The sequence below is a fragment of the Paenibacillus mobilis genome (assembly GCF_058267595.1).
This window is the reverse complement of the sequence record NZ_JBZCMS010000002.1, coordinates 229449-243370: the sequence shown is the minus strand read 5'-3', so window position 1 is coordinate 243370 and position 13922 is coordinate 229449. Positions and strand designations below refer to the sequence as shown.

17 protein-coding genes and 1 pseudogene are annotated in these 13922 nt (G+C 47.9%); 11 read left to right on the top strand and 7 right to left on the bottom strand.

Going from position 1 to position 13922, the window contains the following annotated elements; all coding sequences use genetic code 11:
* The first annotated feature begins 50 nt into the window (after positions 1 to 50).
* The 6 genes from AC3ZPD_RS04305 to AC3ZPD_RS04280 all read left to right on the top strand — a co-directional run bounded on the left by AC3ZPD_RS04305 (position 51) and on the right by AC3ZPD_RS04280 (position 3523).
* Entirely contained in the window at positions 51 to 851 is an 801-nt protein-coding gene (locus AC3ZPD_RS04305; protein ID WP_490983036.1) for an SDR family oxidoreductase, read from the top strand.
* Between the two features lie 27 nt (positions 852 to 878).
* The gene (locus AC3ZPD_RS04300) at positions 879 to 1220 is read left to right on the top strand and encodes a nuclear transport factor 2 family protein (protein WP_490983035.1); all 342 of its coding nucleotides are present in this window, start codon (positions 879 to 881) and stop codon (positions 1218 to 1220) included.
* A 27-nt stretch (positions 1221 to 1247) separates the two neighbouring features.
* Positions 1248 to 1535, top strand: coding sequence for a Dabb family protein (locus tag AC3ZPD_RS04295; protein WP_490983034.1), 288 nt, complete (start codon positions 1248 to 1250; stop codon positions 1533 to 1535).
* A 218-nt stretch (positions 1536 to 1753) separates the two neighbouring features.
* Complete coding sequence (locus AC3ZPD_RS04290; protein WP_490983033.1) at positions 1754 to 2503, top strand: nucleotidyltransferase family protein; 750 nt, start codon at positions 1754 to 1756, stop codon at positions 2501 to 2503.
* Between the two features lie 171 nt (positions 2504 to 2674).
* Positions 2675 to 3178 carry a GNAT family N-acetyltransferase gene (locus tag AC3ZPD_RS04285; RefSeq protein WP_490983032.1) on the top strand — a complete coding sequence of 168 codons (504 nt, stop codon included), beginning with the start codon at positions 2675 to 2677 and terminating at the stop codon, positions 3176 to 3178.
* Complete coding sequence (locus tag AC3ZPD_RS04280) at positions 3179 to 3523, top strand: GNAT family N-acetyltransferase (RefSeq protein WP_490983427.1); 345 nt, start codon at positions 3179 to 3181, stop codon at positions 3521 to 3523. It abuts the gene before it with no gap.
* Positions 3524 to 3559: 36 nt separating this feature from the next.
* Here AC3ZPD_RS04280 and AC3ZPD_RS04275 read toward each other — a convergent pair whose 3' ends face one another.
* The 3 genes from AC3ZPD_RS04275 to AC3ZPD_RS04265 are packed head-to-tail and all read right to left on the bottom strand — an operon-like array spanning position 3560 to position 7074.
* A complete protein-coding gene (locus AC3ZPD_RS04275; protein WP_490983031.1) occupies positions 3560 to 4639 on the bottom strand; it encodes a Ger(x)C family spore germination protein in 1080 nt (359 codons plus the stop codon).
* Between the two features lie 19 nt (positions 4640 to 4658).
* Positions 4659 to 5732 carry a GerAB/ArcD/ProY family transporter gene (locus AC3ZPD_RS04270; protein WP_490983030.1) on the bottom strand — a complete coding sequence of 358 codons (1074 nt, stop codon included), beginning with the start codon at positions 5730 to 5732 and terminating at the stop codon, positions 4659 to 4661.
* On the bottom strand, positions 5725 to 7074 hold the full coding sequence (locus AC3ZPD_RS04265; protein ID WP_490983029.1) for a spore germination protein: 1350 nt from the start codon (positions 7072 to 7074) through the stop codon (positions 5725 to 5727). The genes AC3ZPD_RS04270 and AC3ZPD_RS04265 overlap by 8 nt, the downstream gene beginning before the upstream one ends.
* 276 nt (positions 7075 to 7350) lie before the next feature.
* Here AC3ZPD_RS04265 and AC3ZPD_RS04260 point away from each other — a divergent pair, with 276 nt between their 5' ends.
* The gene (locus tag AC3ZPD_RS04260) at positions 7351 to 7788 is read left to right on the top strand and encodes a MarR family winged helix-turn-helix transcriptional regulator (RefSeq protein ID WP_490983028.1); all 438 of its coding nucleotides are present in this window, start codon (positions 7351 to 7353) and stop codon (positions 7786 to 7788) included.
* Between the two features lie 206 nt (positions 7789 to 7994).
* Positions 7995 to 8306, top strand: a complete 312-nt coding sequence (gene trxA / locus AC3ZPD_RS04255; RefSeq protein ID WP_490983027.1) for a thioredoxin — start codon at positions 7995 to 7997, stop codon at positions 8304 to 8306.
* A gap of 157 nt (positions 8307 to 8463) precedes the next feature.
* On the opposite strand, the gene AC3ZPD_RS04250 is transcribed toward trxA, so the two are convergent.
* The 3 genes from AC3ZPD_RS04250 to AC3ZPD_RS04240 all read right to left on the bottom strand — a co-directional run bounded on the left by AC3ZPD_RS04250 (position 8464) and on the right by AC3ZPD_RS04240 (position 9922).
* Positions 8464 to 8982 (bottom strand): hypothetical protein, encoded by a 519-nt coding sequence (locus AC3ZPD_RS04250; protein ID WP_490983026.1) that lies wholly within the window; start codon positions 8980 to 8982, stop codon positions 8464 to 8466.
* Positions 8982 to 9326, bottom strand: a complete 345-nt coding sequence (locus tag AC3ZPD_RS04245) for a hypothetical protein (protein WP_490983025.1) — start codon at positions 9324 to 9326, stop codon at positions 8982 to 8984. Before AC3ZPD_RS04245 ends, AC3ZPD_RS04250 begins: the two co-directional genes overlap by 1 nt.
* Positions 9327 to 9436: 110 nt before the next feature.
* Complete coding sequence (locus AC3ZPD_RS04240) at positions 9437 to 9922, bottom strand: CBO0543 family protein (protein WP_490983024.1); 486 nt, start codon at positions 9920 to 9922, stop codon at positions 9437 to 9439.
* A 163-nt stretch (positions 9923 to 10085) separates the two neighbouring features.
* Between AC3ZPD_RS04240 and AC3ZPD_RS04235 the strand changes: the two genes are divergently transcribed.
* Positions 10086 to 11045, top strand: coding sequence for a metallophosphoesterase (locus AC3ZPD_RS04235; protein WP_490983023.1), 960 nt, complete (start codon positions 10086 to 10088; stop codon positions 11043 to 11045).
* A gap of 58 nt (positions 11046 to 11103) precedes the next feature.
* On the opposite strand, the gene AC3ZPD_RS04230 is transcribed toward AC3ZPD_RS04235, so the two are convergent.
* A complete protein-coding gene (locus AC3ZPD_RS04230; RefSeq protein ID WP_490983022.1) occupies positions 11104 to 12099 on the bottom strand; it encodes a serine hydrolase domain-containing protein in 996 nt (331 codons plus the stop codon).
* 460 nt (positions 12100 to 12559) lie between these two features.
* Here AC3ZPD_RS04230 and AC3ZPD_RS04225 point away from each other — a divergent pair.
* A pseudogene (locus tag AC3ZPD_RS04225) lies at positions 12560 to 12934 on the top strand (aminopeptidase); the annotation flags it as partial.
* A 57-nt stretch (positions 12935 to 12991) separates the two neighbouring features.
* The gene (locus AC3ZPD_RS04220; RefSeq protein WP_490983021.1) at positions 12992 to 13822 is read left to right on the top strand and encodes a helix-turn-helix domain-containing protein; all 831 of its coding nucleotides are present in this window, start codon (positions 12992 to 12994) and stop codon (positions 13820 to 13822) included.
* Positions 13823 to 13922: the final 100 nt, after the last annotated feature.

The following is a 13922-nucleotide window of genomic DNA, read 5'->3' as shown; positions in this document are numbered from 1 at the left end:
TCGCTAAACTAGCCGTGTAACCCAACTTCAAGGAGGCGTTCAGCAAACCTATGGATAACAGTCACTTTTTAACGGATATGAGCAAAGAATTTGCAGGCCAACGTGCGCTTGTCACCGGCGGGACCAAGGGCATCGGCAAAGCGATCGTCCAGCGGCTGCATGCGGCAGGGGCAGAGGTTATAGCTACCGCGCGTTCGCATACGGATGATCTGCCTGAAGGCGTCCATTTCATTCAGGCGGATGTCAGCAGCCCGGCCGGAACGGACAAGCTGATTCGGGAGACGCTGGAGAGAGCCGGCGGCCTGGATATTTTGATCAACAATGTCGGGGGATCTTCTACAAGCACCGCCGGTGCGCTTGCTTTGACGGACAAGGATTGGCTGACCACGTTTAACGCCAATTTATTTTCTTCGGTTTGGCTGGACCGCGGATTTCTGCCTCACATGGTTAAACAGCACAGCGGAGTAATCGTCCATATCTCGTCGATTCAGCGCAGGCTGCCGGGCAACATGACCATGCCGTATTCGGCGGCCAAGGCGGCGCTGGTGAACTACAGCAAAAATCTCGCGACCCAATTTGGCCCTGACGGGATCCGGATCAATGCGCTGGCACCCGGATTTACGGAAACGGAAGCGGCAGAACGTTTAATCGAACGAATGGCCGAAAATACCGGAACCGACTACCCTACCGCCCGCCAGCAGTTGATGGATGCGCTCGGGGGCATTCCTTTGGGCCGTCCGGCCAGGCCGGAAGAAGTCGCCGAGCTGGCGGCATTCCTGGCTTCAGGCAGGTCTTCTTACATTACGGGCTGCGAATACGCAATCGACGGCGGAACGATCCGGACCGTTTAACCCACCGAAATAAAGGAGCAGATAAACATGGAGCTTGAACAACTGCCGCAAATCATTAAAGATTTTATGTCTGCGGCCAATAAACCCGATCCGGAGGCTTATGTCGATTGTTTTTCGGAAGAGGCGCTGGTCGTGGACGAAGGCAAAGATTGGCTGGGCAAAGCAGCTATTAAAAAGTGGAGCGACAAACACCATTTTGAACCTAATGTGACGCTGGAACCGCGCAGTTTCATGCAAAACGGCGAGAAAATAGCGGTTCTCTGCAAGATCGACGGCGATTATGACAAAACAGGGCTTCCCGATCCTCTGCTGTTAACCTTCCATTTTGAGATTCAGGGCGGAAAGATCGCAAAATTAACAATTAAATAAGAAAAAGGAAGGGTGGTTACGAGGATCATGATCATCAACCATTTGCTGCTTAAACTTAAGGACCGCTCCCCGGAGCAAATTGAACATACCCGGGCGGTTCTGCTGGGCATGAAAGGGAAGATCAACGTCCTGATCGACATCCGGGCAGAAGCCAATGTGCGCCCGGGTCCGTCTGCCCATGATTTGATTCTGATAACGAAGTTTGAATCCATGGCCGATATGGAAAAATACCTGGCCCACCCCGTGCATCTGGACGTGGCCAAGTTCATCGGCAGCGTGCTGGATACGCAGGCGTCCGTTTGCTGCGAGGTTTGATAAGGCAAAGCTGAAGGAAAAAAATCAAAAAATGAAACGGGGTTCCCGGAAGGAGTTTTCGGGGAACCCTTTTTTATTGGGGGGCTGGTAGAGGGACCTCCGCAGGGCGTGAGGAAGGCATTATTCATTGGATGTCGAAAATTATAAAGTATAAAAGAAATGACGGGAAAGAGCGGAAGGGAGGGTTCCCGCTGCTTAATCCACTAAAGGAGGACCCGATGAAAGCCTTGATCCTAGCCGCAGGTTATGCGACCCGCTTATACCCTCTGACTGAAAACAGGCCTAAAGGCCTGCTGCCGATTACGGATGAAGCCTGTGTTATGGATCTTATAATGGACAAGCTGGAGAAGCTTGAGCTGGTCAATCAAATTTTGATTGTAACCAATCATAAATATGTAAGAGCGTTCGATGCCTGGCTCCAAGGACGGCGTTCCGCCAAGGAGATCCGCATCCTTGATGACGGAACTTCGTCGCTGGAAGACAGACTTGGCGCGGTCGGCGACATGCAGTATGCGATCCAAAGCGAGAACCTGCAGGATGATCTGCTGGTTTTGGCAGGGGACAATATTTTTACGTTTGACCTTCAGGCTTACGTCGATTATTTCTACACCGTAGGCAAGGACTGCCTGCTTGTACAGCAAACGGATGATCTCCGGGAGCTGCGCCGAATCGGAGTGGCCGAGCTTGACGCGGAAGGAAGAGTAACCGGACTGGTGGAAAAACCGGCCGAACCCCGCTCGAATATCGGTGTATTCGCCTTGTACCTCTATAAGAAAGACACCTTAAAGCTGGTCCGGCGTTATTTGGAGGAAGGGCATGATCCGGACTCTCCGACCCGGTTTCCCGAATGGCTGGTCGGTCAGCAGGAGGTCCGGGCTTTTTTCGGAAACGGGGAGATTTACGATATTGGCACACACGAGGCGTATAAGGAAATTCAAGAACGGTTTGCCGGAGGAAAGCAGGGTTAAACATCAAGGAAGCAGGCGGATTGATCAGGTGCTGCTGTCTTTTATTTGAACAGCAAAGCTGAAATCCGCGTTCCCCTGAACCGCCGATCAAAGCGGCAATGACCAAGACCAGCAGGAGATAGGGTTAAAAGGTTTGCTTTATTTTCCAAAAAAAGGAGAAAGGGGCTTTTTATGACGACAGCTTTTCAGTTTCATCCGATGAAGGAGGACTTTGCCCGAGATATCTCCACTTGGAGTTATGAACCACCGTATGCCTTGTACAGCTGGGACGGCAGTGAAGAAAACGTCGCCGAGCTGATGAGCGGAGCGTTCTGGGCCGCAACCGCTGAAGGTGAGGGAATAGGCAAGGAGCTTTCAGGTTTTATGTGCACCGGCGAGTCGGCAAGAGTTCCGGGCGGTTATGCGCAGGGGATTTATGACGAGGACGGCTATCTGGATTTAGGCCTCGGGTTAAAGCCGGACTTGACCGGAAAAGGCCAGGGCTTCCTTTTTTTAAAGGCCTGTATGGCCTTTTGCCAAACCCGGTTCGGAGCTTCAAGATTTAGGCTGGTGGTAGCGGTTTTTAACGAGCGGGCGATAAAGGTTTATGAGCGCGCGGGATTTATCAGGGGAGAAAAGTTCACAAGCCGGATAGAGTCCGGGGAGCTGGATTTTTACGTGATGAAATTTTTATAGATCCGCTACCCCGTTGTTATTCTGCATGCGAACGAGGCGGTCGGCTTTTTTGTACTGCACCTCCATTCGGAGCTGGCCGCACGGGTAGGCAATCCGAAGGCGGTGCTCCTGCGGGCGTTGTGCATGAATTACAAACATCAAGGCAAGGGTTATGCCAAACAGGCCATGCAGGAGCTTCCACGGTTTGTAAAGCGGCTTTTTCCGGAACAGGATGAAATGGTGCTGGCAGTTAATGAACGTAATACAACGGGACGGCAGTTGTACAGCCGGTGCGGTTATGAAGACCAGGGTCACCGGAATACAGGCCGGTCTGGTTTGCAGTTCATTTTGCATTACAAGCTTTAAAAAGCTTTAGAAAAACGACCTATAAACGGCTTGCCGCTAATCCGTGTTGCGCAAATTGCCCAGGTTCTGAATATCCGTATGGACTGAAAAGTTAAGCTGCATGTGCGGATAATACTCTTCCCTCCAGTGGGCAAGCTGGGCCCTTGTCAGTTTGTTGCGGTACAGCTGCCCTAAACCTAAAATATCAGCTTTATGCAGCTGGGTTTTGGCTATCAGCTTTTTGACCCTGGTGCTCAGGAGGTCCTGCACTTCATTTTTGATTTCCTCGACGGATGGATTACCTCTTGTTTCCAGGACGGTCACCTTCAGCTTCATTTTGGAGCGCAAATAGGGAACGCCGTCTTTTAAGGAAGCCTTATGGGATATGCTGCTGCTGGTGATTTGCACCGTCGCATGATTCATCACTTCGATTTTCCCTTCCGTGCTGACCCCGTTAAAAGAATTGATCAGCAGAGTATCCTCCGGGGAAATCTTGCCCACCATTTTGCCGTTTTTGATGATCGCCGAGCCTTTGACATTTACTGCAGTCGTATCTCCCGATCTAACCAGAGGGGCAATCGTATCATGTGTATAGGAATTGATGCTTCGAAAAATTTGCCATACGCGTGTATCCGTCGTTTGCGGACTCCAGCCTGCATTTTTTTGAAAATAATTATACAAGGTGGTTTCTTCGTTTTTGGAGTAATCATTTATGTTTTTGAAAAAACTGTCCAGGTTTTCCTCGGAAACGATCAACACCGTTTTAGCGGAAATTTCTCTCGATCTAATAAACGCATAAATGCTGTCCTTCAGCCCTTTTTTGGCGTATTTTTCATCTACCACGATAATCTTTAAGTGCAGCAGGTCTACTTGGCTTTCCATATCCGCACTGATATTATCGATGATTTGGCTAAGCGTGCTGCCGCTGCTCTTAACCAGCTTCATTTCCCCGTCTTCTTCTTCTATGGAGGGGATGTCCAGGTATAAATCAAATTTGTTGCCGTTCATGGCTACCCCCATAATAATAGGGAGAGAACGGTGGTTGATATCTTTGTTATCCCAGCATCCGCCCAGGAGCAAAAGGCTGAATAACAAGAGTGCGATTTTACAAATGGGAAAGAGACGAGGGAACGGCATCCGGTTTCATCCTTTCTGATCAGATGTACTTTTTCTTGCGAATCAACCCCATGATTAATATGGAAAACGGCAGAACGATGATAATGTACGTGCGGAGCAAGGTGTTCAAGAAAAATAATTTTTCGACGTCCGCCCAGTCCGGAATCAGCAGCGCGATGACAAAAACCACTACTATAAGGGATCCCAAAATGTACCCATGTTTTATTTTGATAATGGTCTTGTTCATGATCGTAACGGCTTCCCACATGACCAGCCCGATAAACAGCATGACGAAAGCGATCAGGCTTTGAAGGAAAAAGATCGTAACCCGGTCAAACATGAGCCAGTTAATTTCCACCGTATCCAAGCTGGTGATATATGGAAATTGAAACTGGGAGGCCGTAGCTTCCCCGAAAATCATGACCGGGACATAAACGGCAAGCAGAAAAAGCGGCAGGAGAATTAAGCTGGAGAGCAATATTTTTTTAGCTTTATAAGGATATTGTTTGGTGATTAATCCTAAATAAACAAAAGCGCCTGTAAAGGCAAACCCTCCTTGGTAAAAGGATTCGTTGTGCAGGTATGAGAAATTAAGCATCTCTTTGCTGAATATAGGAAATACATAACGCCAATCCACATTTTGAAAAGAAGTAACCAAGGCCAGAAAGATAACGGGAATAAAGATCAGCCCCAGGAAAACAGCCGTCCGAAACAAGGATTTGAGGCCTGAATAAGCGATGTATCCGGCTATAAGCAGAAATAAGCTCATCACGCTCCACATGGGGGTCCTGGACAAATAGACGATCGTGATGATTTCGGAGATTGCCCTGGTGGACACAATGGCCAGTACGATTAAATAGACAGTGACGGGAAAAAGAATAAAAATCGCGGCAACTTTGTTGGCCGTCAAAATTTCCACGATATCTTGATTTTTAAAATAACTAAGCCCTTTCATATAGATGCCGATGACTAAAACATGCGCGAGATAACCCGTGACGATGGGCATCCAGTGCCCGCTTGTGGTTGAACTGACAATATTGGTAGGGTACATAAAAAAGATCAAGGACAGATGTGTGAGAATATACATCACGGCGACCGGAAAACTTTTATCCACTTTTATCATCCTTTGAAGGTTTTAATTGAAAATACGGAACGCCAAAGGTCTCTATTCCAGCAATATAGGTGATAATGATCACCAGTCCGGCAACAAGTCCTAATACACCGAATAAGGAACAAAGGAGCAAAACGCCGAATTTCAGAATCCGCAAGGAGATGGAATTTTGGTAGCCGACCACCGTGGAGCAGGCAATCGTAGTTGCGGCCAAAATGATGATCAGCAAATTGCTCACCAGTTTGGCAGACACCACGGCTTCCCCTAAAATAATCCCGCCTACCATGGTTAATGTTGGGCCGATGCTTTTCGGCAGGCGGATGCTTGCCTCAAGGATCAGTTCAAGAATGATGAGCAGAAGCAGCGTTTCTATCAATGCCGGATAAGGAACATCCACCCGGCTTTTGGCGATAGATAACGCCAGTTCAATCCGCAGGACTTCAGGATTCACGGAAACGAGCGCCACATAAAGGCCGGGAAACAACAAGGTAACCAGAATGCCCGTGATGCGGATAAAGCGCAGGAAAAGAACAAAGGGGTAAGGAAAATTATTGTCGTCTTCGAGCGCAAACATATCCGAAATCTGATTGGGCAGAATGAGCGCAAACGGGAAACGGTCAAGCAGGATCACAACCTTACCTTTGTAAAGAGAAGCAGCCGTATTTTGAGGCATTTCGGTAGAGTTGAATCGGGTGATAAACTCCCATTTCGGAAATCCGAAAATATGTCTTAATTGCTCGATATCCCCAATGTCTCCGTCCAAGTTGGCTTCGATTTGTTTTAAAATGCTTTTGAGAAATTTGACATCGACGATATCCTTCAGATAGAGAACTACAAGCCGGCTGGCTTTTCGTTTCCCGCAAAGATACGAATGCATTTGCAGCTCTTCGTTTGTGAGATGCTTGCGGATCATGCCGATATTGATATCCAAATCTTCGTTGAAGGAGCTGATGGCTCCGCGGAGTACATTTTCCGTAGAAGGCCCTTCTATTGAGCGGCTGAGCACATTGGGAATTACGGATTGAATGTCGATACAAATCCCCGAAGGCTCATGAAAAAGAACAAGCGAACCTCTAATAATGGCTTCGGCTGCTTTATGGCCCATGTCTTCTCCTTGAAGGACATCCCCCAGTCCGCGGAGAAAAGGCATTATGGCCTCTTCATCTGTGATTGTGGTCAGGTGCTGGGCTTGAATGCTCAGCAGCCGGAGCATATCGGGAAGGTTGATCAGCGTGGAATAACCCGCCAGCGACACAGGGACAGCGCCCAGATAAAAGGTGGGGATAAATATAAAATCAGCATCGTGCTGAAAGCGGCTTGTCAGCCTTTCTTTAAAATCTTGCATAGAAGCCTCCCGCAAGCTGTTTAACCCCATTATCTTCCTTCAAGAGGAAAAGTATGCATAAAGTCTTTATTTCCGATCTCGCTGGCATAAAGACTTAAGCGTACGACCATACTATAGCCGTGCGGCTAGAACTTAATGTAAGATTGTTTGTTGCCTCAAGTAACGATTTGCCAAATAAGTTGTTGACAATATAATCACAATACGTTATATTTACATCGTGCACAATGGAATTACAAAAGAGGGAATTGAAGAGATACACGCGAGGAGGGATTAAGGTTGGAGGAGCTTAAGCTTAAGGATCATTTATGTTTCTCGCTGTATTCCTGCTCCCGGGCTATTTCGCGGATGTATCGGCCGCTGATGGAGAAGCTTGGCATCACGTACCCCCAGTATCTCGTTTTAATGGTATTGTGGGAGCAAGGGGAGTCCTCGGTGAAGGAACTTGGCGAAGCGCTGGATCTGGATACGGGTACTTTAACACCGTTGCTTAAACGGATGGAAGCCAACGAGCTGATTAAACGCGAGCGTTTGAAGCAGGATGAGCGTGTCGTCATGATCAAGCTGACGGAGAACGGAGAGGCATTAAAGCAAGAGGCGACATGTATTCCTTTGTCTTTTCTTTCGGCCAGCTCCATGGATCTGAACCAGCTGCAGGAATTGAATGAAACCATTAAACGGCTTTCGGAGCAGGTCAATCATTACAGCACGAATTAAGAAGATTTAAAGGCAAAGTGGGGTCGACAACGCGACAACGTATAGGGAAGGGCTTGAACAACCAAGCCGGTTCATACGTTGTCCGGATCGTGCCTTAGCCGGTAAAAATTTTTTAAACATATATATTTCTTACAATATGATTTTCAAACATTTAATCGAACGCTATTATTTGGCGATTGCTCAAACATTTTAAGGAGGAATTTACAATGGTATCTCATGTAACAGATCAAACCTTTGAAACGGAAGTAACCGGTCAATCAGGTACAGTGCTTGTTGATTTCTGGGCGCCTTGGTGCGGTCCCTGCAAGGTGATGTCTCCTATTTTGGATGAGTTTGAAAGTGAAATGGCCGGAGAAGTGAAAGTGGTAAAAGTGAATGTGGATGAAAATCCCGAAACGGCCGGTAAATTCGGCATTATGAGCATTCCGACCATCGTCCGCTTTAAAGATGGGGTGCCTGTTCATCAGGTCATCGGCGTTCAATCCAAAGAACAGTTAAAAAACTGGGTGAACAGCTAAAAGTTGTTCCGCTGGACTTTCCTGGACATTTTTTATTAAAAAGATCCATGGATCATCCGGTCCATTTTATATAGATGGTTCCGCTAAAAAGCTGTTTTCCACGGGGTAACCCCCGGGAAAACAGCTTTTTTTGCTGAATTTATTAAACTGCCCGCCCCTACTGCTGATTGGCCGGCGAAGCCTGGGGGTCCTTGGCCAGCAGCCATTGAACAAATTTGGCCTCCAGCATGAAATAGAAGAGGTAAAACAAAGCGGAATGATAGATATTCCAACCCTTCAGGTAAGTATAAATGTGGAACTGGGCTGCAACCCATTCCAGCATTGTAGTCACCAATACCCAGATCAAAGTAAATAAAATGGTTTTTCCGGTCTGATCCTTCCAAAAGCTTAAAAACCAGGCAAAGAAGTAGCCGTAAATCGGATAATGAATCGTGTAAATAAAGAAGTCAAACAGGTCATAACGGTTGGTATCCATCGTGTCATACAGATTCCAAGGAAATGTGGAGCCGAAAGCACAGTCGGTGGTCAGGCTGAAGGCTACATTGTACAGCATGATCGTTATAGCGGCACTGGCGGAAAACCTTTTTGGAGCTACATATAGGAGGGGCGGCAGCACAAGCATCGTTACCAGCACGACCCACTCATTTTCATCAAAATGGACGGGAGTTATGAACATTAGTACCACCTCTTAGAGGTTTGTCTGATATATTGGAGCATTCCGGTCATGCCGGCGATGGCAAACAGCCAGAGGACAACCGCCAGAAGCGGCTGAACGCGCTCGGTATTCAGCATTTGAATCGGGCTTAGCAAAAAGATTCCTGCCGTAAGGAGAAGACTTGCCAGGAGAGCAACCCCCGCTTTCCGGCTGAAGCCCGCTTGTCTGAGGATTAAAATCGCCGTAATCAGCAGAAGCAGCGGATTCATTAAATCCATATAGATGATGAAGAACCAGAAAGTCAGCCAGGAATAGGGCGTTTTAATGACAAAATGGTTGGAAACCACGACAAACAATTCCATCATCACACCCCCCCATAGCCAGGCGGTAAGGAGCGTCCTGAAGCTATAAAGGTTTGTTTTGTATATAACAGCGATGGAGAGGGCCACAATAACCAGCTCGATATAAATCATGATTAATAACCTCTTTCTCTTTTGCCGTCCGGCAAGCGCTTAATCCAAAGATGCAGACGAATCTGAAGAATCAGCATGTAATAGATGGCCGGATACAGGAAAAAAGAACAGATCAAATTCCAATGAATATGCCAGATGATACCCGACCGGAGAGCGATCCCTTCATATAAGGTAGAGAAGACTGCCCACCCCAGTAAATAAAGGACTTTCATTTTCCAGCTGCTTTTAAAGGGAAACCAATTGACGAGCATCATGGCAAAAGCGGGATAAATGCCTAAAATGACAAGCAAGGAAGAGTATTCGACTTTCGTGACCCCAAAAAATCCCCATGCTCTGTAACGAAACGAAGCGAAGCTGTCCGCCAGGTTTTGGGCAAGCAAAGCAAACATTACGTTGGTGTAAAGCACGTCCCAAGGCAGCTTTTTTTTCATTAGGAAAACGATCGGCCAGATGATGATTATGGTTACCCCGATTAGCGCCCAAGCCATTCCATAACCCACTCCTTTAGTGAGATCCCTTTGAGGGGTTAACTTAGTATGGACTTTGAAATCCCTTTTTATGCCTTGTAAGGAAGACGGTTATTTTATGGTGATTTTGGAAAAGTAACAAAGAAAAGCCGTCTGTTTAAATTCAGGGAAGGGGAACAAGGAAATGAAAGGAATGCGAAACAAACGTATTTTAAAAATAGCCGCAGCCTGTTTGGGCCTGGCCGTCGCTTTTAATTTTCAGATGGGGGGAGAAGCGCAGGCAAAGGCGGAGAAACCGTTTGATTTTTCGTTCGTCTGGATGTCGGATACCCAGTATTATTCGGAAAGTTATCCCGAAATCTATAATTCGATCGTCAATTGGACCGCCCTGCACCAGGAGGACCAGAATATCAAATATGTCATTCATACCGGGGATATTGTAAATCACTGGTCGGAGGGCACGCAATGGGAGAAAGCGGACTTGGCGATGCAGGTGCTGGAAACGGGGGAAATTCCATACGGTATATTGCCGGGAAATCATGATGTAGGGGATTCCGGGAAAAATACGTCCAATTTCCGTAAATGGTTCGGAGCGGGCCGGTTCAAGAAAAGTCCCGTTTACGGACGTTCTTATGAAAATAACCACGGCCATTTTGATCTCATTTCGGAAGGCGATACCAAATTTGTAGTCGTTTATATGGGCTGGGGGATCGGCAGCCGGGAAATCGAGTGGATGAATAAGGTGCTTTCCCAATATCCCGACCGGAAAGCCATTTTGGCTTTCCACGAATATTTGCTTGCGGACGGCAGCCGTTCACCGGGTGCGGAGCAGATTTTTAAACGGGTTGTCGTTCCGAACCGGAACGTTTTTGCGGTGCTTTGCGGTCACTACCACAACGCCCAACTTAAAGTGGACGAAGTTGACGATAATATGGACGGACACAAGGACCGGAAAGTGTATCAAATTTTAGCCGATTATCAGGATGGAAGCAAAGGCGGGGAGGGTTTTATAAGACTGCTGCAATTCGATGTAAAACATCGGACGATGTTTGTTCGCACCTACTCGCCGTATCTTGACCGTTTCAATTATTATTCGCCTGTGAAATATCCACAAAAAGACGAGTTCGCGGCGGAATTCAAATAAAAGGATTCAGCCAACAACAGCCCTTGCCTAAGGGATTCCCTTGGGCAAGGGCTGTTGATTAGGAATCGGATGAAACCATGGAGCGCCGCTCTTCTTCAACCAGTAAAGGAGCGATAAACTCCCGGAAAACATCCGGATGTTTGGTGTTTTTCCGGTTGTCATGGGTGAGCACCACGACCATCTCCAGCTTTGGAATCACATGGACAAACTGACCGCCGAATCCGCGGGCGTAGAAATAATCGAGCGGCTCCGGAATGTCCGGGCCTTGATTGGGATAAGGGGCCACCTGATCCGCAGCGGAAAAGGAGTCCGCCCACCAATGCCAGCAGTAATGCCCTCGCCAAGGCTCGTTTACGGCGATGGCCGGCTTGACGGCCCGCTCGAGGGTTTGGCTTGAAATCAGCTGCCGGCCTTCCCAACGGCCGGCATTTAGGATAAGCTGGCCGAATTTCATCAAATCGGCGGGGCGCAGCTTTAAGCCGAAACCTCCGGTGTGCACGCCCTGAGGGTCTTTTTCCCATTCGTAGGCGGTGATGCCAAGCGGTCCGAATACCTTTTTTTCGGCAAAAGCGGCAGCCGGCATTCCGGTGACCTTCACCAAAATGTGCGAAAGCATCTGCGATACCCCGGAGTTGTATTCCATCCGGGTTCCCGGCTGATCCGATAAGGGCTGGTCCCATACATACGCGATCCAATCCGGCGTACGGGTCATATGGGGGAATGAATTTTTGCCGCCGAATTCGGTCCAGTCAAATCCCGCCGTCATGGTCAGCAAATGTTCCAGCGTGATCTCGCGTTTGCGCGGGTCACCGCCGGCAGCAAGCTCCGGGAAAAATTCCGCGGCCGGCGTCGACAGCTCCGGCAGCAGTCCTTGATCCATCGCGATACAGAACAGCAGCGAGAGAACGCTTTTGGTGCAGGAATTAATTTTGGCGATTTCACGGGCTATTTGCGGTCTTCTATAATGCTCAAAAATCAGCTCGCCGCGCTGCTGGATCAAACAGCTTCTCAAATTCACCGGCGCGATGGCGGCTGACAGCTTCGTTAGGTTCATGAGGATCCTTCCTTGTGAGGTTATGTAGTTCTAATTATTAGTCTAAGCCTTGCAAACAAGCGGGATGGCCTGCAAAAGGTATCATACCATCCGCGAAGGCGGATCGAAAACAGCCGGCTTTCAGTCAAGCCGCGTAAATAAGATTTACCCCGTTTGCTGCTCGCCAATCGATAAGCTTTGATGAAGTAAAATCTGAAGCGATACGCCTAAGTTTTAGTTTGCCTTCAAGCCCTTTTTAAATATACGCCGTCCTCCTTTATGGTCTTGAAAGCTTGAACGGTTTTGCCGTAACCTTAACGGGACTGGTAAAATGGGTGAACAAGGAAGAACATGAAAGGAAGTAATTGAGATGAACGACAAACTGATCGAAATCAGCCGAAAGCTGCTCGTAAACTGCCTTGGATTAAAGCGAGGCGAAAGTTTCCTGGTCGTAACGGACGACACGCGCAAGGAGTTGGCCGGTCAGATCCGGATAGACGGCTCCATAGCCGGTATCGGCAAGCTTAATCAACCTCTGCTGTTAACCGTTGAGCAAGGCCGGCTGGTAAAAGCCGAAGGCGGTGAAGAGGGCGAAAAGCTTTTGCAGCTGCTTGGGGATGGCGACGGGCGCCTGCTGGGAGAATTCGGGATCGGCACCAACAATAAAGCCCGGATAACGGGGGGTGTCCTGGAGGATGAGAAGGTTTACGGCACGATACATGTTGCTTTTGGCAGCAACAACACCTTTGGCGGGGGAGTGGCGGCGGGAGTGCATTTGGACTGCGTGACCAGCCGGCCGGATGTTTATCTCGACGGTAAATTGGTAATGAAACAGGGAGAATTGCTGGAGGTTTGACGACTAAACCGTAAGAAAATGGGAACTTCCGTTTAATCCACGCTAAGGGGAACCGTCATGAAGTTTAAAAATTTATTTTTTCATATTCATTACTGCAATTTCCGGCAGATTCATGAACCTGATATCAAACCGCTTAGAATCCACAGAACATTAAACCATCATGAGTTAATCCTGATTACTCAAGCCCAAGGGCATTTTAAGATAGATAAAAAGAAACATGAGCTTAAAGATGGCTCGCTGCTGTATATTGCACCCGATAAACCGCATGAGCTGGATACGGATGCTGGCGTCCCGGTGGGCTGTTTGACCGTTCATTTCAGCTATGCCCGCGTTAATTTGGACGATGGAGGATGGCGGCTCCGGGAGGAGCCGGATCTGCTGCCGCTTCAGCCGTTTCAGGAACTGCGGGACTATTACCAGATCGAAGACACCTTCAAAAAATTGTGCGGAAGATGGCAGGCCAAACTTCCCGGTTATGAATTTACGGCCAAAACCTATCTGCAGCAATTGCTGATTTTGATTTACCAGCATCTGAGAAAAGAAACGCCCAACTATGCAGCTTCCCTGAAGGTCGAAAAAATCATCGATTATATGCATGAACGGATTGGCTCAAAAGTGACGATTGAGGAGCTGTCCAAGCTGGTCCAGCTTTCGCCGGCTTATTTGTCCCGGACCTTTAAGGAGTACACCGGTTATTCGGTCATCGAGTTTTATAACAAGCTGAAAATGGATAAAGCTAAAGAGCTGCTGACGGAAGGTCCTTACAAAATCAAAGAGGTGGCGGGCATGCTGGGATATGCGGACGAATTTTATTTCAGCCGGCTGTTCAAAAAAACCGAAGGAGTCAGCCCTTCCGAATATTACAGCATAAATGTCCATGGAGTTTAGGATCTTGCATGTTCCAAAGCCATTTTACTTGATAAGATGAGAATGTGATTGTAAAGTGCGAACCTGCGGCCGCGTTACTCGCACTGCCAGAAAGAAGGCT